Source organism: Hymenobacter terrigena, assembly GCF_054776515.1.
This window is the reverse complement of record NZ_BAAHBU010000001.1, coordinates 1450265-1472587: the sequence shown is the minus strand read 5'-3', so window position 1 is coordinate 1472587 and position 22323 is coordinate 1450265. Positions and strand designations below refer to the sequence as shown.

The following is a 22323-nucleotide window of genomic DNA, read 5'->3' as shown; positions in this document are numbered from 1 at the left end:
CGATTGGTTTACTTACTGCGGGCAAGATGCTTCGCTACGCTCTGCATGACGGTCTTGCCGACGTTCTATAAAAGAAAACCTACTTCACCGGCGACGACACCCGCGGTGCATCGGGGTCGTTGGGGCGGGGCTTGGCGGGCGGCGGGCCGGCGGGTTTGGCCGGCGGGGTGAAGGCTTTGGTTTGCACCGCCTGGCCTTCGACCAGGGTTTCGGCGGGGTTCAGCGCCAGCAGCTCGCCGCCCTTCAGGCCCTGTAACACTTCGAGTTGATTGCCAAAATCGCGGCCTATCGTGATGGGCTGGTAATGGATTTTGCCGTCCTGCACGGTGGCTACGCGGCTGTCGGTGCCGCCGGGCACTAGCGCATTGGCCGGGATGATGACGCTGGGCGCGGTGCGCGGCAGGTAAAATTTCACCTGGGCGTAGGAGCCGGGGCGCAGCTCGCCGCGCGGGTTGGGCACCTGCACTTCGGTGAGCAGCGTGCGGGTGCTGGGGTCGAGGGCGCCGGCATCGCGCACCACCTTGCCTTTGAAGGCCTTACCCACGAACTCGGGCACCAGATAATCGGCCGTCATGCCGTTTTTGATGGCCGGGGCAAAGTTCTGCGGTACCTGCACGTAGGCGCGTAGCTTGTCGGTTTGCTCAATCTTGAACAGCTGCGAGCCCGGCGCGTTGCTGCTGCTCACGAGGCTGCCCACTTCCACGTTCCGCTGCGTGACAATGCCACTGAACGGGGCCGTGACGCGGCGGAAACCCTGCTGCGCCAGCAACTGCTGCACGCCGGCCTGCTGGGCGGCATACTGGGCTTTGGCTGCGTCCAACTCCTGCTTGGAGATGGCACCGGGCAGGCCCACGCCGGCCAGGCGGTTGTAGCTGGTTTTGGCCAGCCCAAGGTTGGCGCGCGCTTCGGCTACCTGTTGGTCAAGTTCGGGGGTGGTTACTTCGGCCAGCACCTGCCCGGCGTGCACTTTCTGGCCAATGTCGGCACTCCACGATTTCACGTAGCCGTTGGCGCGGGCAAATACGAAGGTTTCGCGCAGCGACTTGGTATCGGCGGGCAGGGTGACGGTGGTGGTATCGGGCGCGGCTTTGGCCGGAGCCACGGTCACGGTCGGGTTCGCGTCGATAACCTGTTTGGCCTCGGTATCGCGGGCTTTTTCCTGCTTGTGGCGCGGCATATAGCCCAGCGCAAACAAGCCGGCAAACACCACCAGAACAACAAGAATCAGCAACCAGAACCGGCCAGAGCCGGAAGAATTAGAGTCAGACATTAGGCAAATGAATCGGGGCGGAAAGCGGGGAGTTAAAAAGGTGGTCGGGCGAAGTCCCGCCGTTAGGCCGTCTCCGCCTTCACCGGCGCGGGCTTTTTCAAATACGAGAACATAATCGGCACAAAAAACAGGGTCGTCACCGTGGCCAGCATGAGGCCGCCAATCACGGCGCGGCCGAGCGGGGCGTTTTGCTCACCACCCTCGCCCATGCCCAGCGACATGGGCAGCAGGCCGATAATCATGGCCAGGGCCGTCATCAGCACGGGGCGCAGGCGGGTGAAACCGGCATCCAGCGCCGCATCGCGGGGGCTCAAATCCGGCTCTTCCTCGCGCCGCTCATTGGCGAAGGTGACGAGCAGAATGGAGTTGGCCGTGGCCACGCCGATGCACATGATGGCGCCCATCAAAGCCGGCACGCTGAGGGTGGTTTGCGTCACAAACAGCATCCACAAGATGCCGGCCAGGGCGCCCGGCAGGGCCGTGATGATGATGAGCGGGTCCATCCAGCTCTGGAAATTCACCACCATCAGCAAATACACCAGCACAATTGCCCCGGCCAGCCCCAGGCCCAGCCCGGCGAAGGACGTGCGCATGGAATCGGCCTGCCCGCGCAGGGCCAACGTGGTGCCTTTGGGTAGGTTCTTCTCCGTGTCGGCCAGGATTTTACGGATGTCCTTGCTCACGCCGCCCAGGTCGCGGCCGCTCACGCTGGCGTACACGTCCACGGTGCGCTGGATGTTGTAGTCCGATACCACGGCCAGCGCCTGGGTGCGGCGCACCGTGGCGAAGTTGCTCAGCAGCTGGGCCTGCGCCTGGCCCGCCCCGGTCACGCCGATATTGCCGACTTCATCGAGGGTGGAGAGGGCACGGGGCGGCGTTTGCACAGCCACCGTGTAGCTCACGCCGGTGCTGGGGTTTAGCCACTGGTTGGGGCTGGTTTGGGTGCTGCTGCTCAGGTTCACGAGCACGTTGTTGGCGATGTCGCGCTGCGAGAGGCCGGCCTCCTGAGCGCGCACCCGGTCAATGTCGAGGCGCAGCTGGGGCTGGTCGAAGGCCTGATAGACAAAGGCATCGACGAGGCCGGGAATCTTCACGATTTTCTCCTTGATTTCGGCCGCGATGCGCTGGTTGGCTACTTTATCGCGGCCAATTACCTGAATATCAATCGGGGCGGGCAGACCGAAGTTCAGGGTCTGGTTCACGATGTCGGCCGGCTGGAAGAAGATGGTCAGGTCCGGGTACTGCTGGCGCAGGCGGCGCCGGATTTCGTTGATGTACCCGGCCGTGGGGCCGTGTTCCTCCTTCATGCTCACCAGGATTTCACCGTCGCCCGCCCCAATGGTCGGGTTATCGCTCAGCAGCAGGTTGATGGGGATGACCGGCAGGCCGATATTGTCGAGCACAAGGTCGAGCTCATCGGCCGGAATCACCTGCCGAATCACATTCTCTACCTGCCGGAAGCGCGCTTCCGTTTCCTCTACCCGCGTGCCGGTGGGCACCCGCACGTGCAGGCGCAGCTGCCCGGCATCCACGGTCGGAAAGAAGTTCTGGCCAATGAGCGGGAACAGACCGAGCGAGCCAATAAATAGCACCATGAACGCCAGAATAACCTTCGGGCGGTTGCTCAGGGCCCAGTCCAGCGCCCCGCCATACACGGCGCGGAATTTCTCGAACTGGTGCTCGAAGCCCTTGTGCAGCTTCCAGACCCAGGTTTGGGTGATGGCCTCACCGGCTTTCCGTTCCGAATCGGTGATTTCGTCTTCGGCCTCTTCCTCGGGCGTGCCGCTGGGGTGGGCCTTTTCATACTGCTCGCGCCGAATGATTTCGAGGTCGCGCTCAATCTTGCTCACGGGCTGGCCGTTGCGCTGGTGCAGGCTGGGCAGGTCGGGCTCTTCCTGGGCGTGATAGATGGGCAACTCCTTGCGCAGCAGGTACATCACCAGCGTGGGCACCAGCGTCCGGCTGAGGATGTAGGAAGCCAGCATGGCGAAAATCACCGCCGTGGCCAGCGGCGCGAAGATGGCTGAGGCCACCCCGCCCAGGAAAAATACTGGCACAAACACGATGCAAATGGCCAGCGTGGCCACCAGCGCGGGCGTGGCAATCTGCTGAGCCCCATCAAGAATGCTGCGCTTGAGCAGCTTCTTCATGCCCATGTTGCGGTGGATGTTCTCGATTTCCACCGTCGCATCGTCCACCAGAATGCCCACGGCCAGCGAAAGCCCACCCAGGGTCATGATATTCAGGGTTTGCCCCAGAATATTCATCATGATAATGCTGACCAGAATACTCAGCGGAATACTCGTCGCAATAATCAGCGTGGACCGCCAGGAGCCCAGAAACAGCAGAATCATGAGGGCCGTGAGGGCCGCCGCGATGCAGGCCTCGATGATAACGCCCTTGATGCTGGCCCGCACGAAAAACGACTGGTCGAACAACAGCTTGATGTTCAGGGCCGGAGGCGCGTTGGCCTGGATGTTGGGCAGGGCCTTCTTGATTTTCTCGATAATGTCCAGCGTGCTGGCCGCGCCGCTTTTCAGGATGGGGATGATGGCGGTGCGGCGGCCGTTCTGGCGCACAATGTTGGTTTGCACGGCCGCGCCCTCGTGCACGAACGCCACGTCGCGGATGTACGTCGTGGTGCCATTTACCGTCTTGATGGGCAGGTCGTTGAGCGTGGCAATGGCCTCGGGGCTGGAGTTTAGCTTGACGTCGTATTCCCGGTCGCCGATTTTGGCCGAGCCGGCCGGGATGATGAGGTTCTGGGCCAGCAGGGCCGTTACTACGTCGTTGCCGCTCAGGTTCTTACCAGCCAGCTTGTCGGGGTCGAGGTCGACCATGATTTGCTTGGGCTTGCCGCCGTTGGGCAGCAGCACCGAGGCGCCCTGCACCACCGCTAAGCCCGGCCGGATGAAGGCGTTGGCCGCATCAAAAAGGTCCGACTCGCCCAAGGTTTCGCTGCTGAGCGAGGTCTGCGCAATCGGCACGTTGGAGGCCGAGTAGCGGATGATGAGCGGCGGCGTGATGCCCGTGGGCAGCACCCGCAGCAGCGTCTGGGTGATGGCCGTGAGCTGGGCCACGCCGGCGTCGGGGTTCGAGCCGGGCTGGAAAAACACCTTAATCAGGCCCACGCCCTTCAGGCTCTGGCTTTCCTGGTGCTCCACGTTGTTCACGGTGGTCGTGATGGCGCGCTCCACCGGGATGATGATGCGCTGGTTCATCTCCTCGGGCGAAATGCCGGAGTAGCCCCACACCACGCCCACCACCGGAATCGGAATGTCGGGGAAAATATCCACCGCCATCCGCTGAATGGTGAGGCCGCCGCCCACCAGAATGAGCAGCGCCATCACCACGAAGGTGTAGGGGCGCGCCAGCGCTAGTCTAACTATCCACATATCGTCGGTTTTCTGCGTTCGCCGATGCAGCGCATCGACTGCAAGGGCTCTTAACCACTCAGCGCGAGTTTTTGTTAAGATGATAGCGCAAAATTAACCCCCGACGGCCGTTAAAGCCGTTTTCATCGACGGGGAGGGGGTGTTTTATCGACGGGGCTCCCGCAATCGGGGACTGGGCTTTTGCTACGCAGCGGTAGCGCTTAACTGGGGCTTCTCCGGTATCGTTTGCTGCTGGTAGGAGAGGCGCAACAGGCTGGGCAACACCATCAACAGCAGCGGAAGCGCCAGCAGCAGCCCGCCAATCACGGCAATGGCCAGGGGCTGGTGCAGCTGTGCGCCCGCCCCAATGCCGAGGGCCAGCGGAGACAGTGCCGCAATGGCCGAGAGGGCCGTCATCAGCTTGGGGCGCAGGCGGGCGGCGATGGCATAGCCCACGGCCTGCTCCACGGGCCGGCCTTCCTCCAATATCTCGAAAAACTGCTGGAAGGTGAAAATGGCATTCTCCCCGATGATGCCGACCACCATAATCAGGCCGGTGTAGGAGCCCACGTTCAGCGGCGTATTTGTGAGAAACAAAGCCAGCGAGCCGCCGGCCGGCCCCAGCACGGCAATCAAAAGGATAAGGCCCGCCGCCTTCAAATCCCGAAACAGAAACAGCGCCACCGCAAACACCAGCAAACACGCCGTGCCCAGAATGGTGAGCAGCTCCTGAAACGACTGCTGCTGCTCGGCATACGAGCCGCCGTACTGGATGAAGTAGCCGGGCGGCAGCGGCACTTCCTTGTCGAGTTTCTGGCGGATTTCGCTCATGGCCCCGCCCAGGTCGCGGCCGTCGAGGCGGGCCGTGACGGCGGTCATGGCTTGCAGGTTTTCGCGCTCCAGCTCGGCGTCGCCGACCGAAACGCGCACCGTCGCCAGCTCGTCGAGGCGGCGGCGCTGGCCGTTGGGCAGGAACACCGGCTCGCCGCGCATCTGGGCCAGGTTGGCCTGGGCGGCGTTGGGGTAGCGCATGCGGATGTTCAGGAGCTGCTCGCCTTCGAGTACGTTGCCGGCGGTGGTGCCGGCCAGCTGGGTTTGCAGCTGGGACTGGAAATCGGTGGCGGTGAGGCCGTACTGGGCAAGGCGGCGCGGGTCGGGGCGCACGTCCACACTCGGGCCCATGCGCACGATGCCGTCGAACACGTCGGCGGTGCCACTTACGCCTTCCACCACTTTGGTTACCTGCTCGGCCAGGGCGTAGCGCTTGGTGGCATCGGGGCCGAAGACTTTGATTTCGATGGGCTGCACGGTGCTCATGAGGTCGCCCAGCATGTCGCCGATGACCTGGCCGAAGTCGATGGTGAGGGCCGGCTGGGTGGCTTCGATGCGCGTGCGGATGTCGGCAATGACTTCCTCGGTGCTGCGCTTGCGGTCGGTTTTGAGGCGGATGAGGTAATCGCCGCTGTTGGGCTCGGTGATGAAGAAGCCCATCTGGGTGCCGGTGCGGCGCGAGTAGCTGGCCACTTCCGGGACTTTCACAATCAGCTTTTCGGCCTGGCGCAGCATGCGGTCGGTTTCCTCCAGGCCGGTGCCGGGCGGCGAGTGGTAGTCGAGCACGATGGCGCCTTCATCCATGTCGGGCAGGAAGCCGGTGGCCAGGCGCGGAATGATGAGCACCATGCTGCCAATGAGCACCAGAATGCCGATGATGGAATAGGCCGGGTGGCGGATGACGGCGCGGACCCAGGGGATTTCGTGGTGGGCGGCGTCGGCATTAGGTCCTTCGACACCGCTGCCATCGACCGCCACTTGCGCAGGAGCATCGATGTTATCGGCTTCCGGGGAGGTGCCCATCTGGCCGGCCTTGCCCTTCCGGCTCAAGAGCAGATAAATGACCGGCAGCCCCAGCCACGCCACCAGGAAGGAGCACACCAGCGCCACCACCATCGTGGTGGCCAGTACCTTGAAGTAGGCCCCCGCCACGCCGCCCAGCAGCGCGAAGGGCAGAAAAATCACAATCGTGGAGAGGCTGGAGCCCACCAGCGCGGGCAGCAGGTGGCCCACCGAGCGGCGCACCACCTCGCCGGGCGTGGCCTCGGGGTGTTCCTCGCCCACGCGGTGCAGCTGCTCCACCATCACCACGGCGTCGTCAATCATGAGGCCGATGGCGGCGGCGATGGCGCCCAGCGTCATGATATTAAAGGAGTAGCCCAGGCCAAAGTAGAGTACCGCGATGGTGAGCGCGAGCGCCACCGGAATGGCCCCAAGAATCGTCATGGTGGCCCGGAAGGAGCGCAGGAACAGCGCCGTGACCACGAGGGCCAGCGCGAGGCCAATCCACAGCGCGTCCTGCACCGACTTCACAACTTCGGCCACGAAATCGGCCTGGTCATAATAAGGAGCCATGCGCACGCCGCTCGGCAGGCCGGGTTTCAGGGCCGCTACCTTGGCCCGCACGCCGTCGGATACCTGCACCACGTTGGCATCGGGCTGGCGCACGATGGAGACGAGCACGGCATCGGAGCCGTTGGCGTTGATGCGGATGTACTCGGGCTGCTCGCCCAAGGTCACGGTGGCCACGTCGGCAAGGCGCACGATGCGGTGGCCATCGTTGCGCAGCACCAGGTTTTCGAGGTCTTCTTTTTGGACGATGGTGGCGTCCGTGACGGTGAGGTAGAGGCGGCGGTAGTCGCTGAGATAACCGTTGCTCTGCACGAAATTGGTTGCCGTCAAAGCCTTGGTCACGTCATCCGGCCCAAGGGCGAGGGCGGCCAGCTGGTCGGGCAGCAGCTGAATCTGGTACTCCTTGGTGCGCCCGCCCTGAATCTGCACCGACGACACGCCATCGACCTGCGAGAGGAAGGGCTTGATGGTGTAGAGGGCCAGCTTGCGCAGCTCCAGCGCCGAGCGCCCCGGCGCTTCCAGCGTGTAGCCCATCACCGGCAGAATGGCCGGGTTCATGCGCTCCACGGAGATGTTGACGGTGGAGGGGAGGTCGCCCCGAATCTGGTTGAGGCGCGACTCGATGAGCGTCTGGCTCTTGGCCACGTCCACGTTCCAGTCCAGGAAGGCCGAGATTTCGCAGCTGCCCCGGCTGGTAGTGCTGCGCAGCAGTTTCAGCCCCGGCACCCGCTTGATGGCGTCTTCCATGGGCTTGGTCACGGTCACCATCATGCGGTCGACGGGCTGAAGGCCGTTCTCGGCAATCACCTTCACCTTCGGGAACGTCACCTCCGGAAACAGAGCTACGTTGATACGCCGGTAGGCCACCGTGCCCAGCGCCAGGGCCAGCGCCAGCAGCACCGCGATGGGCGCTTTGTAGGCTTGAAAAATGGAAGGGCGCATGAGGGAGGCAAATAAGTAAGGGAAAATAAACCGATGCTCAGGCTGGCCAGCAGCACTGAGAAATTTGCTGGCACCGCCGCCCGGATTGCCGGCAATGCGGGGCAGATTGCTGGTCTACTGCTTCGCCGGGACCGGCGCGGCCACCGCACGGGTCACCTTCACGGCGGCCGTGTCGTCCAGACCGAAGTTGCCGCTGAGCAGGATTTTATCGCGGGGGCTGAAGCGGGGCGCTTTGATTTCAATGTGGTCCTTTTCCTGAGCCCCCACAGTCACGGGGACTTTCACGGCGGTGGAATCATTGAGTAGCTTCATCACCCAGAACTCGGTCTGGGTTTCATCGGTGAGCACCGCGCTGCGGGGCAGGATGCTGGCCTGGCGCGGGGCCGTGCGGTCCAGCTCGACCTGCACGGCCAGGTTCTCGGGCAGGTCCGGCACCGGGCCGGTGGGCCGGATGGTATAGCGCTGGGTCTGAATGCTGACATCGGCGGTGGCTAGCACCTCGGCCACGCGGCCGGTCAGCACGCGGCCATCGGGTAGGATGATGCGGCAATCCTGGCCGGTGTGCACGTAGCGCAGCTGGGTCACGGGCACGTCGAGGATGAAGCCGAAGCGGCTGCGGTCGTAGGTGAGGCCGAGCTGCTCGCCGTCCTGCACGTAGTCGCCGGCCAGCTTGTCCACGGTGGCCAGTACGCCGTTGCGGGCCGATTTTATCTGGATGATGCCGCTAAATTTCAGGCGGGGGTCGCCGGTCAGCTTATCCAGGTGCAGCGTTCTCGATTCCTTGGTCTGGATGGTAAATACCGTCTGGCCGGCGCGCACCTGCTGGCCCACCACCGGCGAAGGCGGTAGCACGTAGCCCGTAGTAGTGGCCCGCAGCGCATCCTTGGCCGGGAAGGCCGACACGGCGCTCAGCCGCAGTACATCGGTCAGGGTATCGGTCCGGACGGTGCCGATGGTGACCAGGGCCTTGGGCTTCACGGCGGGCTCTTCCTCGCCGGCGGGGGGGGCGGCTTTGTCGTCGGCAGCAGCCGGGTCTTTCGAGCCGCAGGCCGTGAGGCTGGCGAAGGCAAGGAGGAAGAAAAGGTGGCGGGGGATATTCATGAAAGCAAGTGGAGAAATGTAGCGTGGACTCTGCGAGTCCGCGAGCGTAGCGAGCAATGTTGTTGGGATAAGCCGCGTGGTTCGTGCTGTGCGCTACGCTCGCTCGCGGGCTCAGCAGAGTCCACGCTACTGCTCGGCTAGGTAATCCAGCGCAAATCTGCTCCGCAGTTGGTCCGTCTGGGCCTGCGTGAGGCTGAATTGTAGGGTCCGGTAGCTCGTCACCAGATTGAGATAGTCGAGAATGGCCACGTCGCCCGTCGCCAGCTGCTGCCGGGCGGCCCCTACCAGCGCATCGGCCACCCGCAGCTGCTCCCGGATGCGGCCCAGCAGCGCATCGGAGTCCCGAATGAGGCCCTCCAGCTGCTCGTACTGCTGCTGCCGCTGCACCGTGAGAAACTGCCGGAAGCCGCGCCGGCTTTGCTCGCTCAGCTCAATGCGCTGGTACTGAAGCTGGCGCTGGTGGCCGTCGAAAATCGGAATATTCAGCTGCAGGCCGCCCCCGATGCCCACGCTGTGGGCCAGCGCCACGGGCAGGTAGGAAGAAGATTGCAGACCTGCATCCACCACGGCACTCACTTTGGGGCGATAGTACGCATCCACGGCGCGGCGGTCGAGCAGCAGGCGCAGGCTGTCGAGCGTGTACTGGCGCTGGGCGGGGGCCAGCAGGCCCGCCAGCGGGCGGTGGGTGGGCGGGGTAGGGGCCTCGAGGGCAATGAGGGCCGTATCGGCTACGCCGGCCAGGGCGCGTAGGGTGCCCAGCTCGCGGCGGTAGGCCAGCCGGTTCTGCTCCACGGTCACTTCCTGGGTGCGAACGGAGAGGTAAAAACTCAGGTACTGAGTCTGCTTGAAAATGCCGCCGTTCACCAGCTGGCGCAGCAGCTTGTCCTGCTCCCGGAGCTGGGTGAGCAGCGCGCGGCTGAAGGTGAGCTGGGTTTCGGCGGCGTAGGCGGTCAGAAACTGGTCGGTGATGTTGCGGCGTAGGTCCAGGGCCGAGAGGCGGCCGGTATTGCGCAGCACCTGGCCCTGGCTGGCGATAATCTGGTAGTCGTTCTGGAGCTGAAAGCGGTTCAGAATGGGCTTGGTGGCCTGCGCGATGGCGGCGTAGTTGCCGCCATTGGTCACGGCGTTGTCGTAGCCCAGCACGCTTTCGCCCTTGCTATTGGTGATGGACGGATAGTACAGCGCCGAGCCGATGCCGCCCACCTGCACGCCGTTCTGGCGGGCCCGCACGAGGCTGTCGATGCGGTTCTGACGCACCTGGTTGGCAGTTTCGCGTAGCAGCGGGCTGTTCTGGCGGGCCACCAGCAGGAAATCATCGAGGCGGCGCGGGCTGGCAGGCGCGGCGGCTATAGCCGGCAAGGGGGCCAGCACGGCCGGAGCCGCGCCGGTCTGGGCGTGGGCGGTGCCGGCAAGCAGTACCGGCAGCCCGCTTAGGGCGAGGCACCAAATCAGGCAGGAGAAGCGAGCGAACAACAGACGGGGGAGGATGGTAAGCGCCACAAAGCTGCGGGCCAATTCTGAAGAAAATCGGCCACTTGTCGGGCCGTATTGCCTCATACGTGCCATCTCACAGAATATATACAAACTTTGCCCGTTCCTTCGCGGCTGTGCCGCAATCCCTTCGGCCCCGCTGCTTATGAAAATTCTCCTCGTTGAAGACGAAGCCGCCCTGCGCACCGCCCTCATGGGCTCGCTGAAGCAGGCCGGATATCTGGTAGAAGCCGCCGCCGACTTTGCCCAGGCGCACGAAAAAATCAAGCTCTACCAGTACGACTGCGTGCTGCTCGACCTCACCTTGCCCGACGGCTCCGGCCTCGACCTGCTGCGCGCCCTCAAATCGGACGGCTCGCCGGCCGGTGTGCTCATCATCACGGCCCGCGACGCGCTCGACGACAAAATTGCGGGCCTCGACCTCGGGGCCGACGACTACCTCATCAAGCCCTTTCACCTGTCCGAGCTCAACGCCCGGCTGCGGGCCATCATCCGCCGCCGCCAGTTCCAGGGCCAGCAGCAAATCACCTTTCGCGACCTGCTGGTGCTGCCCGAACTGGCCGAAGTACACGTCCGGGGCGAACTCATTACCCTCACGCGCAAGGAGTACGACCTGCTCCTGTACCTGCTCGCCAACCCCGGCCGCGTGCTCACCAAGGAAGCCATTGCCGAACACCTCTGCGGCGATGCCGTGGACGCGGCCGACTCGTTCGATTTCATCTACACCCACCTCAAAAACCTGCGCAAAAAGCTCCAGGAGAAGGGTGCGGACAACTACATCCGCACCATGTACGGCGTGGGCTACAAGCTGAGCCACGAATAACCGGCCACGGCAGAAACAAAAGCGGCCCGGGCATACTCGTATTATTGCATCCGCTCCGCGCTGCTCCTCCGTCTCTGCATGAACCTGCTCAACGCTACCACTCGCTACTACCTTCTGCTGGCCTTACTCTTGTTTGTGGGCGGCAGTCTGGGGCTGTATTATGGTATCAACTGGGCGCTGCGCACAGAAATTGAGGAGCAGCTGGCCAGCCGCCGCCTGGAGCTGCTGGCCAAAGCCCGCGCCAACGAGCTGCCGCCCGTAGACCAGCTGGCCATCCTGCTCGATATCAGCCGCACGCCCCGCCCGCTGGGCTTCCGCGATACCCTATTGCTCGACAGCACCGAAAACGAGATGGTGCCGCACCGGCAGCTCACGTTTCCGCTCACGGTGCGCGGCGAGGGGCCGGTGTGGGTGTCGCTGCGCAAGTCGCTGGTAGAGGCCGAGGACCTGCTTGGCGTGGTACTAGCCGTGATGCTGAGCATATTGGCCCTGCTGCTCGGCGGCATGGTGGTGCTGAACCGTTGGCTGTCGAGCCGGCTGTGGGCACCTTTCCGGCACACGTTGGCAGCGCTGCGCCAGTACGATTTGCAACAGCACCAGCCCCTGGCGCTGCCCACGCCCGCCGTGGCAGAATTCGCCGAGCTGAACCAAGCCCTGAACGGCTTCAGCCAGCGCCTGGTGGCTGATTATGAAAGCCTGCGGGAGTTCACGGCCAACGCTGCCCACGAAACCCAGACGCCCCTGGCCATTATGCAGGCCCAACTGGAGCAGCTGCTGCAAGTGCCCGCCCTGGCCGAAGACCCGGCCGCCGCCCCGCTCGTGGCCGACCTCTACGGGGCCACGCTGCGCCTCTCGCGCCTGCACCAGGCCTTGAGTTTGCTCAGCAAAATCGAAAACCGGCAGTTTGCCGAGGCCCAGCCCGTGCGCCTCGACCAATTGCTGGAAGAAAAAGTGTCCCAGCTCGAACCGCTCTTCGAAGCCCGCGAACTGCGCTATGGCCTCGATATCAGCAACGGGCCCGTGGTGGTGCAGATGCACCCCGGCCTGGCCGATTCGCTGCTCCAAAACCTGCTGCAAAATGCCGTGAAGCACAACGTGCGCGGCGGCGAGGTGCTCGTATTATTATCGACTACCGAGTTGAAAGTCAGCAACACTGGCCCGGCCGTGGAGGGTGACCCAGCCCGGTTCTTCGAGCGCTTCCGCAAGCACAACGCGGCCTCCGAGTCGCCGGGCCTGGGCCTGAGCATCGTGCAGCAAATCTGCGGCTACTACGGCTTCGGGGTTGAGTATTCGGTGGCGAAGCAGGGCACCCGCCACACCCTGCGCGTCATCCTGAACCCCACGGCTGGGGTGCCCGCGAAAAAAAGCAGCGCGGCTTCCCTCGCCACAGAGTAGCTCCAGAATGGCCGGATAGATTTGGTGAAATATTCACCTTTTAACTCCTGCAATTTTATGAAAAAGCAACTCCTGCTGGCCGCTGCGGTTATGCTTACCGCCGGTGCCGCCCAGGCTCAGAAAGTCGCTGCCACGCAAGTGCCGGCCGCCGCCGCTGCCACGTTCAAAAAAAACTTCCCCACCGTGAAAACCGTGAAGTGGGAGAAGGAGGGGCCCGACTACGAAGCCGGTTTCGACATGGGCAAGGCCGAAATGTCGGCCGTCATCACCGCCGCCGGCGCGCTCAAGGAAACCGAGACGGAAATGGCCGTGGCCCAGCTGCCCGCCCCCGTGCAAAAGGCCCTGGCCACTAACTACAAAGGCCACAAAATCACGGAAGCCGCCAAAATTGTGACCGCCGCCACCGGCGCTACCACTTATGAGGCCGAAATCAGCCAGGCCGGCAAGCACCGCGACGTGCTGTTCAACGCCGACGGCACGGAAGTGAAGAAATAGCGGCCACCCGTTTATCTCAAACAAAACAGCCCGGTTGCCCTAGCGGCGGCCGGGCTGTTTTGTTTGAGATAAACCCCGCCGATTGGGGCGCGTATGCCTTTTACACGCTTTCCGGTCGCCTTATTGTCTTCATCAAAAGCACAGGCGACGCTGGTAGCATTACGGCCTCAATAGTTCTTCCACCAGCCCTCATTTCTCCGCATGGCATCTCCCGACCCCCGGCGTCTCGCCAATCAAATTGCCCTCGTCACGGGGGCCAGCTCCGGCATTGGCGTGGCCGTGGCCGTCGCCCTGGCTGCCCACGGTGCCAAAGTAGTGGTGAACTATGGCCACGACGAAGAAGGTGCCAACGCCACCGTAGCCACCATTGAGGCGGCCGGCGGCACGGCCCTGGCCATCAAGGCCGATGTGAGCAAGGAAGACGAAGTGCAGGCCATGTTCAAGCAGACCATCGAGCAGTTTGGCACGGTTCACATCGTGGTGGCCAATGCCGGCTTGCAAGTCGATGCGAAGTTTGTCGACATGACCCTGGCCCAGTGGCAGAAGGTAATTGACGTGAACCTGACCGGCCAGTTTCTGTGCCTGCGCGAGGGGGCCCGCGAGTTCATCCGGCGCGGCGAACAACCCGAGATTTCCCGCGCCACCGGCAAGCTCATTTGCATGAGCTCGGTGCACGAGGTTATTCCATGGGCCGGCCATGTGAACTACGCGGCTAGCAAGGGTGGCATCATGCAACTCATGAAAAGCACCGCTCAGGAGCTGGCCCCCCACAAAATCCGGGTTAATAGCATTGCCCCCGGGGCCATTGCCACGCCCATCAACCTCTCGGCGCGTGACACCCCCGAGGAAGAAAAAGCCTTGCTCACGCTCATTCCCTACAACCGCGTGGGCGACCCTGCCGACATCGGCAACCTCGCCGCGTGGCTCGCTTCGGACGAAGCCGACTACATCACCGGCCAAACCATTTTCATGGACGGTGGCATGACGCTATACCCGGGCTTCGCCGATAACGGCTGAGTTGTAGCGTGGACTCCGCGAGTCCGCGCCAGGAGCGTACGATGCGCGGACTCGCGGAGTCCACGCTACAACTTGCATACCCATGAACCCCGAACAAACCCGCCTCGCCGAAGCCAACGCCGGCACCAAGCCTTGGCGAAAGTTTGGCCCCTACGTGGCCGAGCGGCAGTGGGGCACCGTGCGCGAGGACTACTCGGCCAACGGCGACGCCTGGAACTTCACCACCCACGACCAGGCCCGTAGCCGTGCCTACCGCTGGGGCGAGGAAGCCCTGGCCGGTTTCTGCGACGACGAGCAGCATCTCTGCTTCGGGCTGGGCCTCTGGAACGGGCAGGATGCTATTCTAAAGGAGCGGCTATTTGGGCTGAGCGGGCCGGAGGGTAACCACGGCGAGGACGTGAAGGAAGTTTATTATTACCTCGATGCCACGCCCACGCACTCCTACCAGCGCATGCTGTATAAGTACCCGCAGCACGCCTTTCCCTACGAGTGGCTGGTAAAGGAAAACGCCCGCCGCGACCGCAACAAGCCTGAGTTTGAGTTGATGGACACGGCCATCTTTCTGGAAAATAAGTACTTCGACGTATTCGTGGAGTATGCCAAGGCCGATGCCGAGGACGTGCTCATCCAGCTCACCATCATCAATCGTGGCCCCGCTGAGGCCACGCTGCACCTGCTGCCGCAGCTCTGGTTTCGCAATACCTGGGCCTGGGGCGAGGATGCCTACCGGCCCCGGCTGGCCGCCACCCCCGACAACCACATCCACGCCGAGCACCGCGATTTGGGCGCGCTCACGCTGTATTGTGACGAAGCGCCCAGCCTGCTTTTCTGCGAAAACGCCACCAACACCGGCCGCCTCCACAACGCGCCCTCGACGGAGCAGTTTTTCAAAGACGGCATCAACAACTACCTGCTCCACGGCCAGGCCGGGGCCGTGAACCCCGAGCGCACCGGCACCAAAGCCGCCGCGCACTACGAGTTGGTGATTGCGGCGGGCGCTACGCGGGTGGTGCGCCTGCGCTTGGCCGCGCCGGACCTGAAGACTCCCTTCGCCGATTTCGACCAGACCCTGAAGCTGCGCCTGAGCGAAGCCGACCAGTTTTACCAAACCCTGCAAGCTGACCTGCCTAATGCCGATGCCCGCCTCGTGCAACGCCAGGCCTTTGCCGGCATGCTCTGGAGCAAGCAGTTTTATTATTACGACGTGCCCCGCTGGCTGACCGGCGACCCGGCTTTCCCGCCGCCGCCGCCCGAGCGCCTAGAAGGCCGTAACGGCACCGGCTGGGTGCACCTCAACAATCAGCACATCATCTCCATGCCCGATACCTGGGAGTACCCCTGGTACGCGGCCTGGGACCTGGCCTTCCACTGCCTGCCGCTGGCTCAGCTCGATGCACAGTTTGCGAAAAACCAACTGCTGCTGCTATGCCGCGACTGGTATATGCACCCCAACGGCCAGCTGCCCGCCTACGAGTGGAAGCTGAGCGACGTGAACCCGCCGGTGCACGCCTACGCCACCTGGCGCGTGTTCAAAATGGACCAGAAGGCCCACGGCGGCCACGGCGACGTGAAGTTTCTGGAAACCATTTTCCACCGCCTGCTCCTCAACTTCACCTGGTGGGTGAACCGCAAGGACCGCGACGGCCGCAACATTTTCGAGGGTGGCTTTCTGGGGCTGGATAACATCGGCGTGTTCGACCGCTCGGCGCCGCTGCCCTTCGGCGGCTTCCTGGAGCAGGCCGACGGTACCGCCTGGGTGGCCATGTACGCGCTCAACATGATGCGCATCGCCTTGCAGCTCAGCCAGACCAACCCCGTGTACCAGGACCTGGCCAGCAAGTTTTTCGAGCATTTCCTGTACATCGCCGAGGCCATGACCAACATGGGCAATCAGGAAATGGACCTCTGGGACGATGAAGACGAGTTTTACTACGACGCCCTGAACACGCCCGCCCGCGGCCACGAGTTGCTGAAAGTGCGCAGCCTGGTGGGTTTGATTCCGCTGTTCGCGGTGGAGGTCATTGACGAGGATTTGCTGGCCGGCGCGCCGCTCTTTTTGGCCCGCATGAACTGGTTTCTCGACAACCGGCCCGCAATGGCCGCGCTGGTGTCGCGCTGGCAGGAGCCCGGCAAAGGCGCCCGGCACCTGCTTTCGCTGCTGCGCGGCCACCGGGTAAAGCGCTTGTTATCCAGAATGTTGGATGAGGCCGAATTCCTCTCGCCCTACGGGGTGCGCAGCCTCTCGCGTTATCATCAGGACCATCCGTTCATCTTCCGGGGCACCGAAACCCAGTTCACCGTGAACTACGAGCCGGCCGAGTCGCAAACCAGTCTTTTCGGCGGCAACAGCAACTGGCGCGGCCCCGTCTGGATGCCCATGAACTTCCTGCTCATCGAGTCGCTGCAACGCTTTCACCACTACTACGGCGACGATTTCAAGGTGGAATACCCTACCAATTCCGGCAAAACGGTAACACTGCTCGAAGTGGCCGACGCCCTGACCACGCGCCTCACCCAACTCTTCCTGCGCGACCCCGACACCGGCCGCCGCGCCTGCTTCGGCGACGACAAGCAGCTGCAAGCCGACCCCAATTTCCGCGACTACCTCTGGTTCCACGAATACTTCCACGGCGACAATGGCCACGGCCTCGGCGCCAGCCACCAAACCGGCTGGACGGGCCTGATTGCAAAGCTGCTCCAGCCTCGAAGTGGGGTATAGTGGGAATACAAGGAACGGTCATGATTCGCTGTGTTCTGCATGACCGTTCTCTTTTAGCAATTTCAACCAAGCCTACATCCCATCATGCCCATACCTACCCCCTGGCTCGACGCCACCACGCCCATCCGCGACGGCATGGTGCACTGGTCCGATAACGCCCCCGTCCACGTCAAAAAAACGCTCAGCATCGCCACCGGCGCGGCAGCCAACGTTACCGAAGTTTCGATGAGCGCCCACACCGGCACCCACGTCGATGCCCCGTTGCACTTCACCGCCCATGCCGGCGACACCACTACGCTGGACCTCGGCCGCCTCATGGGTCCGGCCCGCGTCGTGGCCATCACCGACCCCAAAAGCATCGGCCTGGCCGAAGTGCAGCGCCTGAAAATCGAGCCCGGCGCCCGGCTGCTGTTCCGCACCCGCATGTCGGATTCGGAGTGGAGCACCATGCCCTTTCAGCCCGATTTCGTGGCTTTGGACGGTGATGCGGCCGTTTTCCTGCGCGATGCGGGGGTAGTCTGCGTCGGCGTCGATTACCTTTCCGTAGGCAAAGCCGATGCCCACCACGCCCTGCTCGATGCCGGAATTTGCGTGATTGAAGGTTTGGCTTTGCAGCACATTGCGCCCGGCGAATACGAAATGCTGTGCCTCCCGCTGAAAATTATAGACAGCGACGGCGCTCCCGCCCGCGTGCTGCTGCGCCCTCAGTAACAGCCGGGAACAACCCGGAGTACTTCCGCCCTGGCCATTCCCCGGGCAGAAGAATCGCACCCGAAGCAGCCTGGCTTCGTATTTGACGTATACGGTTCACCGCCGGCCCTTGGGCCGTGCGGTTTTCGTTATTCAGGCTGTTTCTTTTATGTCTTTGCGCTCCCTTTGGCTTTGCGGAGCCGTTGCCGGCCTGCTGGCACTACCCGGGCCGGCGCACGCCCGCCAAACGCCCAACAACGACGGCTTCCAGCGCCGCAACGGCCAGATGCAGGTAATCCGCAACGGTCAGGCCCGCCCCATGACCCGCGATGCCCACCTGCCCACCGGGGCCACCGTCACCAAAGACGGCTTCGTGGTGAGCCCCACCGGCCAGCGCACCGAGCTGCGCGAAGGCCAGGGCTGCGACCTGCGCGGCCGCCCCGTAGCCGTGCACACCACCGCCAATGGTGCATTGGCCTTGGGCACGTCTTCCGCTCCGGTCTCCATTCGCAGTGCCCGCCCCGTGCCTCCACCAACTTTATTGGAGCAGGTATTTGGTTCGGGTGATGACGAAGGCAAAGGAAAATTCAAATTCAAAAAGCGCAAAAAGCACCACGGCAAGGGCCACGGCCGCTGGAAGGGCGACGACTAGCGGCCGGCCGCGCATCTCAGTATTCCATGGTTCACTGTTTTCTCGCTTCTCCTTTCATTGATGCGGCCCGCGCCGGGCAGTTTGCGGCCGTGCAAGCCGCGCTGCAAGCCGAAGCTGGTCCCGATACCCTACTGCTGGGCAATCTGGTGCTGGCCGATGGCAACGCCCCGCTCGATGCCGTGGTGGTGCGTCCGCATAGCATCACGCTCCTGATATTCGCACCCCGTGGCGGCCGGCTGAGCATTCCTGCGCTGGGCTACGGCCGCTGGCTGCTCGACGGCGCGCCCGTGCCCAGCTCGGAAGATTTTGATAATCCTTTCGAGCAGTTTCGGGAGCAGAAAGCTGCGCTGGCCGACTGGCTCCAGCCGCGGTTCACCGCCGGGCAGGCCGATTTGCACGGTGTATCTGGTCTGGTCCTGTTTGAAGCCCCGGTTGAATTCGGTCCCGATGTCGAAGCAGCGTTGACCGAAGCCCCGGCCGGCTTCCAAATTGCCGGCCATCTGGCCGACATGCCAAGCCGCCTACGTGACCTGGCGATGCCCGAAATCAACCTCACCGGTGCTGATATCGCCGAGTGGGCCGCCGAGTGGGCGGCCTTCGTGGCCACGCCTGCTCAGTCCGAAACAGGAACCGCCGCTGGCGCGCCAACCAGCGCCCCGCCCCGCGGCACTGCCGGTGCCACCGGCGTAGCCAGCACCTTTTTGGGCCAGAAAGCCCGGGCTCTCTGGGGCTGGCTCGGGGCCAACGACGTGCCCGACGACGACCTGCCCTACGGCTACGCCAATACCCTGAGCGCCCGCAACGAGGAAAAACAGCAGCTCGAACAACTGCGCCAGCAAATGCAGGCCGACCTCAGCACCCAGCTCCAGGCCCTGGAGGCCCGCGAAGCCGAGCGTGAGCGCAGCATTGCCCAGCTCCGCGCGGAGCTGGCCCAGGCCCCGCCCGTAGCCGCCGAGGCCACCGCCCTGGTCTCGCGCCTCGGGGCCGAAACCCGCGAAAAAGCTGCTCTGGAAGCCGAAATGCAGGCCTCGCGGGATGAGTTGGCCGCCCGCAATCAGGAGTTGGATGCCAAGATTCAGCAGCTCAGTCAACTCATCGGGCAGCTAAGCGCCAGTCCAATTGCCAGTGCACCAGCTGCTCCGGGGCCGCCCGCGGCCTCTGCTGCTCCGGCAGTTGCCGATACGGCGCACCCTGCTGACAAAAAGACCGCTCCGGCGGTTCAGGCTGATATTTCAGATAGACCAGTGGCGGCACCAGTCAGTTCCGGCCCTGCGCCAACTGCGCATGCAGCAAGTGCAGCCTTCCACGTTTCGTCACCAACTATTTCCGCTCTCAACGGCCTCGAACACCTGCGAGCCAGGATGCGGGCCGCCTTGGCAATGTTGCGGCCCCGGCTACGGCAAACGCAGGAGTGGGGGCAGGCGCAGCCCCGGGCCGTGCTGGCCGCGGCCGCCGTGGCTGTGCTCGGCTTGGGCATCTGGGGCCTGAGCCATGTGGGCAGCACGCCGCCCGTGCCCTTTCAGAAAAATGGCCGATGGGGCTATGCCGACGCCAGCGGCCAGCTCGTAATCCCGGCGCAGTTCACGGCCGCCAGCCCGTTTGAGAAAGGGCAGGCCGTGGTGGCAAAAGACGGCGCGTACGGGTTCGTGAACGAGAAAGGCAAAGAAATAATACCTGCCGCCTACGATGCCCTCAACCCCTACGCCGGCGGCTACGCACGCGCCCGGGTAGGCGACGCCTACACCTTCATCGACGAAGACGGCCAGGAATTCGACCATTATTATTTCAACGCCCTCGACTTCGCCGAAGGCCACGCCGCCGTACTCGACCACCGGGGCTGGCACTACATCAGCGGCCCCACCGAGCCCGATACGCCGCCCGTTATCTTCAAAGAAGCCTATTCCTTTGCCGACGGCCTGGCCCGCGTGAAGCTGCCCGATGGCTACACCTTTATTACCCCCGATTACCTCGCCGACCCCAGCCGGGGCACCAAGCCCTTCGGCCGCTACCAGCAGGCCACCGACTTTGCCGATGGCAAAGCCCGGGTTAAAAAAGACGGCCGCAGCTTCACCATTAATAAGGACGGCGAAGAAGTGAAGTGACCTAATTCTGCCAAAGCAGGTAAAATATTCAGGCGCAGGCCGGCTACCATTGGTGGACCGCCTGCGCCTGATTACTTTAGGCAGATTTTCTGGATGAAATATGCGCCTGTATATGAGCCGGTTTGAAAATATTTCCTTCGGAAACGATTGTGGAGATATTCCATATCCCGCAAAACCCTTAGCTTGCACCCCGCTTAACAATAAGGTAACATGGAAGTTCAAACATTGAAGTATCCGGCCATCCGCAACTACGTGGCTGGCCAGTCGGTAGAAAGTGCCTCTACGCCCACCATGGACGTATTTAGCCCCCTCAACGGGCAGTTGATTTCCACATTGCCGCTCAGCAATGCCGCCGCGCTTGACGCCGCCGTGCAAGCCGCCAAAGCCGCCTTCCCCTCATGGTCGGCCACGCCCATCAAGGAGCGGGTTCAAATCTTCTATCGATACAAAACGTTGCTGGAACGCGACATGAAAGCCCTCGCCGACCTCGTGCGCGAGGAAAACGGCAAAACCTACGACGAAGCCCGCGCCGAAGTCGAAAAAGCCATCGAGCTGACCGAGTTTGCCTGCTCTATGCCGCAGCTCATTCAGGGCGAATTCCTCGAAGTGAGCAAGGGCGTGGAAGCCCGCGCCGAGCGCAAGCCCCTGGGCGTGGTGGCCAGCATCGCCCCGTTCAACTTCCCCAACATGGTCCCGCACTGGACCATCCCGAACGCCATTGTGCTCGGCAACACCATGATTCTGAAACCTTCGGAGCAAGTGCCGCTGAGCGCCGTGAAAATCGCCGAGCTGCTGAAAGAAGCCGGCCTGCCCGACGGCGTCCTGAACATCGTGAACGGCGACAAGGAAATCGTGGAAGCCATCTGCGACCATCCCGAAATTCAGGCCGTGAGCTTTGTGGGCTCCACCAAAATCGCCAAAGTTGTCTACATCCGCGCCACCAGCAACCTGAAGCGTTGCGTGGCTCTCGGCGGCGCCAAAAACCACCTCATGGTGCTGCCCGATGCCCACCCCGAAATGACGGCCTCGAACGTGGCCGCCAGCATGTCGGGCTGCGCGGGCCAGCGCTGCATGGCCGGCTCCACTATGGTAGGAGTGGGCGCGATTGATGGCATCGTGGCCAAAATCGTGGAAGAAGCCAAGAAGATTGTGGCCGGCCAGAACCTCGGCTCGGTCATCAGCAAAGAAGCCAAGGAGCGCATCGAAAACCACATCACCGAAGCCGAAGCTGCCGGCGCTAAAGTCCTGCTCGACGGCCGCAATGCCGTGGTGCCCGGCCACGAAGACGGCTACTACGTGGGCGCCACCGTCATCGATTACGTGACGCCCGACATGCGCATTGCCCAGGAAGAAGTCTTCGGCCCGGTGCTCGCCATCATGCGCACCAACACCCTCGACGAGGCCCTGGCCATCGAAAACGCCAACCCCTACGGCAACGCCGCCGCCGTGTTCACCAGCAGCGGCAGCAGCGCCCGCTACGTGATGGACCACGCCAACGCCGGCATGATTGGCGTGAACATCGGCGTGCCCGTGCCCCGCGAGCCCTTCTCCTTCGGCGGCTGGAACGACTCGAAATTCGGTGCCTGCGATATCACCGGCAAAAGCTCCATCGAATTCTGGACGCAGCTGAAGAAAACCACGACGAAGTGGAACCCGGAGTCGCGGGTGAACTGGATGTCGTAACTTGATTTGTGACGTTCTGACTCTGATTCACAAGAAGCCTAAGTTGATTGTGGTATGTGGTTGGTACGTCCGAAGATTATTGTGACACTGAAGATTCAGCGGATGATGGCTGGTAACCTTGCCGTTATTAACGACATCAAAAATCCACCAAATAAGATAATTGTAC

14 protein-coding genes are annotated in these 22323 nt (G+C 63.1%); 9 read left to right on the top strand and 5 right to left on the bottom strand.

Features of this window, described 5'->3' with window-relative positions; genetic code table 11:
* Positions 1 to 79: 79 nt before the first annotated feature.
* The 5 genes from ACYU7Q_RS06030 to ACYU7Q_RS06010 form a co-directional block, all read right to left on the bottom strand.
* Positions 80 to 1270 (bottom strand): efflux RND transporter periplasmic adaptor subunit, encoded by a 1191-nt coding sequence (locus ACYU7Q_RS06030; RefSeq protein WP_460608525.1) that lies wholly within the window; start codon positions 1268 to 1270, stop codon positions 80 to 82.
* 62 nt (positions 1271 to 1332) lie between these two features.
* Complete coding sequence (locus tag ACYU7Q_RS06025) at positions 1333 to 4665, bottom strand: efflux RND transporter permease subunit (RefSeq protein ID WP_460608524.1); 3333 nt, start codon at positions 4663 to 4665, stop codon at positions 1333 to 1335.
* A gap of 183 nt (positions 4666 to 4848) precedes the next feature.
* Positions 4849 to 7989: an efflux RND transporter permease subunit gene (locus ACYU7Q_RS06020; RefSeq protein ID WP_460608523.1), complete on the bottom strand. Its 3141-nt coding sequence runs from the start codon at positions 7987 to 7989 to the stop codon at positions 4849 to 4851.
* 114 nt (positions 7990 to 8103) lie between these two features.
* Complete coding sequence (locus ACYU7Q_RS06015) at positions 8104 to 9090, bottom strand: efflux RND transporter periplasmic adaptor subunit (RefSeq protein WP_460608522.1); 987 nt, start codon at positions 9088 to 9090, stop codon at positions 8104 to 8106.
* A gap of 126 nt (positions 9091 to 9216) precedes the next feature.
* The gene (locus ACYU7Q_RS06010) at positions 9217 to 10563 is read right to left on the bottom strand and encodes a TolC family protein (RefSeq protein ID WP_460608521.1); all 1347 of its coding nucleotides are present in this window, start codon (positions 10561 to 10563) and stop codon (positions 9217 to 9219) included.
* Between the two features lie 163 nt (positions 10564 to 10726).
* On the opposite strand from ACYU7Q_RS06010, the gene ACYU7Q_RS06005 reads away from it, so the two are divergent.
* The 9 genes from ACYU7Q_RS06005 to ACYU7Q_RS05965 all read left to right on the top strand — a co-directional run bounded on the left by ACYU7Q_RS06005 (position 10727) and on the right by ACYU7Q_RS05965 (position 22157).
* Entirely contained in the window at positions 10727 to 11404 is a 678-nt protein-coding gene (locus tag ACYU7Q_RS06005) for a response regulator transcription factor (RefSeq protein WP_460608520.1), read from the top strand.
* A 78-nt stretch (positions 11405 to 11482) separates the two neighbouring features.
* Positions 11483 to 12799 (top strand): sensor histidine kinase, encoded by a 1317-nt coding sequence (locus ACYU7Q_RS06000; protein ID WP_460608519.1) that lies wholly within the window; start codon positions 11483 to 11485, stop codon positions 12797 to 12799.
* Positions 12800 to 12856: 57 nt separating this feature from the next.
* The gene (locus ACYU7Q_RS05995; RefSeq protein ID WP_460608518.1) at positions 12857 to 13294 is read left to right on the top strand and encodes a PepSY-like domain-containing protein; all 438 of its coding nucleotides are present in this window, start codon (positions 12857 to 12859) and stop codon (positions 13292 to 13294) included.
* Between the two features lie 201 nt (positions 13295 to 13495).
* Positions 13496 to 14311: an SDR family oxidoreductase gene (locus tag ACYU7Q_RS05990; RefSeq protein WP_460608517.1), complete on the top strand. Its 816-nt coding sequence runs from the start codon at positions 13496 to 13498 to the stop codon at positions 14309 to 14311.
* An 82-nt stretch (positions 14312 to 14393) separates the two neighbouring features.
* Complete coding sequence (locus ACYU7Q_RS05985) at positions 14394 to 17030, top strand: glucosidase family protein (protein WP_460608516.1); 2637 nt, start codon at positions 14394 to 14396, stop codon at positions 17028 to 17030.
* A gap of 84 nt (positions 17031 to 17114) precedes the next feature.
* Complete coding sequence (locus tag ACYU7Q_RS05980) at positions 17115 to 17741, top strand: cyclase family protein (RefSeq protein WP_460608515.1); 627 nt, start codon at positions 17115 to 17117, stop codon at positions 17739 to 17741.
* 148 nt (positions 17742 to 17889) lie between these two features.
* Positions 17890 to 18372 (top strand): DUF6799 domain-containing protein, encoded by a 483-nt coding sequence (locus tag ACYU7Q_RS05975; protein ID WP_460608514.1) that lies wholly within the window; start codon positions 17890 to 17892, stop codon positions 18370 to 18372.
* Positions 18373 to 18398: 26 nt separating this feature from the next.
* Complete coding sequence (locus tag ACYU7Q_RS05970) at positions 18399 to 20474, top strand: WG repeat-containing protein (protein ID WP_460608513.1); 2076 nt, start codon at positions 18399 to 18401, stop codon at positions 20472 to 20474.
* 210 nt (positions 20475 to 20684) lie between these two features.
* On the top strand, positions 20685 to 22157 hold the full coding sequence (locus tag ACYU7Q_RS05965; protein ID WP_460608512.1) for a CoA-acylating methylmalonate-semialdehyde dehydrogenase: 1473 nt from the start codon (positions 20685 to 20687) through the stop codon (positions 22155 to 22157).
* Positions 22158 to 22323: the final 166 nt, after the last annotated feature.

Excerpts from the sequence above, each read along its gene's own strand:
- ACYU7Q_RS06030 (WP_460608525.1), bottom strand. The coding sequence starts at position 1,270 with ATGTCTGACTCTAATTCTTCCGGCTCTGGCCGGTTCTGGTTGCTGATT.
- ACYU7Q_RS06025 (WP_460608524.1), bottom strand. The coding sequence starts at position 4,665 with ATGTGGATAGTTAGACTAGCGCTGGCGCGCCCCTACACCTTCGTGGTG.
- ACYU7Q_RS06020 (WP_460608523.1), bottom strand. The coding sequence starts at position 7,989 with ATGCGCCCTTCCATTTTTCAAGCCTACAAAGCGCCCATCGCGGTGCTG.
- ACYU7Q_RS06015 (WP_460608522.1), bottom strand. The coding sequence starts at position 9,090 with ATGAATATCCCCCGCCACCTTTTCTTCCTCCTTGCCTTCGCCAGCCTC.
- ACYU7Q_RS06005 (WP_460608520.1), top strand. The coding sequence starts at position 10,727 with ATGAAAATTCTCCTCGTTGAAGACGAAGCCGCCCTGCGCACCGCCCTC.
- ACYU7Q_RS06000 (WP_460608519.1), top strand. The coding sequence starts at position 11,483 with ATGAACCTGCTCAACGCTACCACTCGCTACTACCTTCTGCTGGCCTTA.
- ACYU7Q_RS05995 (WP_460608518.1), top strand. The coding sequence starts at position 12,857 with ATGAAAAAGCAACTCCTGCTGGCCGCTGCGGTTATGCTTACCGCCGGT.
- ACYU7Q_RS05990 (WP_460608517.1), top strand. The coding sequence starts at position 13,496 with ATGGCATCTCCCGACCCCCGGCGTCTCGCCAATCAAATTGCCCTCGTC.
- ACYU7Q_RS05985 (WP_460608516.1), top strand. The coding sequence starts at position 14,394 with ATGAACCCCGAACAAACCCGCCTCGCCGAAGCCAACGCCGGCACCAAG.
- ACYU7Q_RS05980 (WP_460608515.1), top strand. The coding sequence starts at position 17,115 with ATGCCCATACCTACCCCCTGGCTCGACGCCACCACGCCCATCCGCGAC.
- ACYU7Q_RS05975 (WP_460608514.1), top strand. The coding sequence starts at position 17,890 with ATGTCTTTGCGCTCCCTTTGGCTTTGCGGAGCCGTTGCCGGCCTGCTG.
- ACYU7Q_RS05970 (WP_460608513.1), top strand. The coding sequence starts at position 18,399 with ATGGTTCACTGTTTTCTCGCTTCTCCTTTCATTGATGCGGCCCGCGCC.
- ACYU7Q_RS05965 (WP_460608512.1), top strand. The coding sequence starts at position 20,685 with ATGGAAGTTCAAACATTGAAGTATCCGGCCATCCGCAACTACGTGGCT.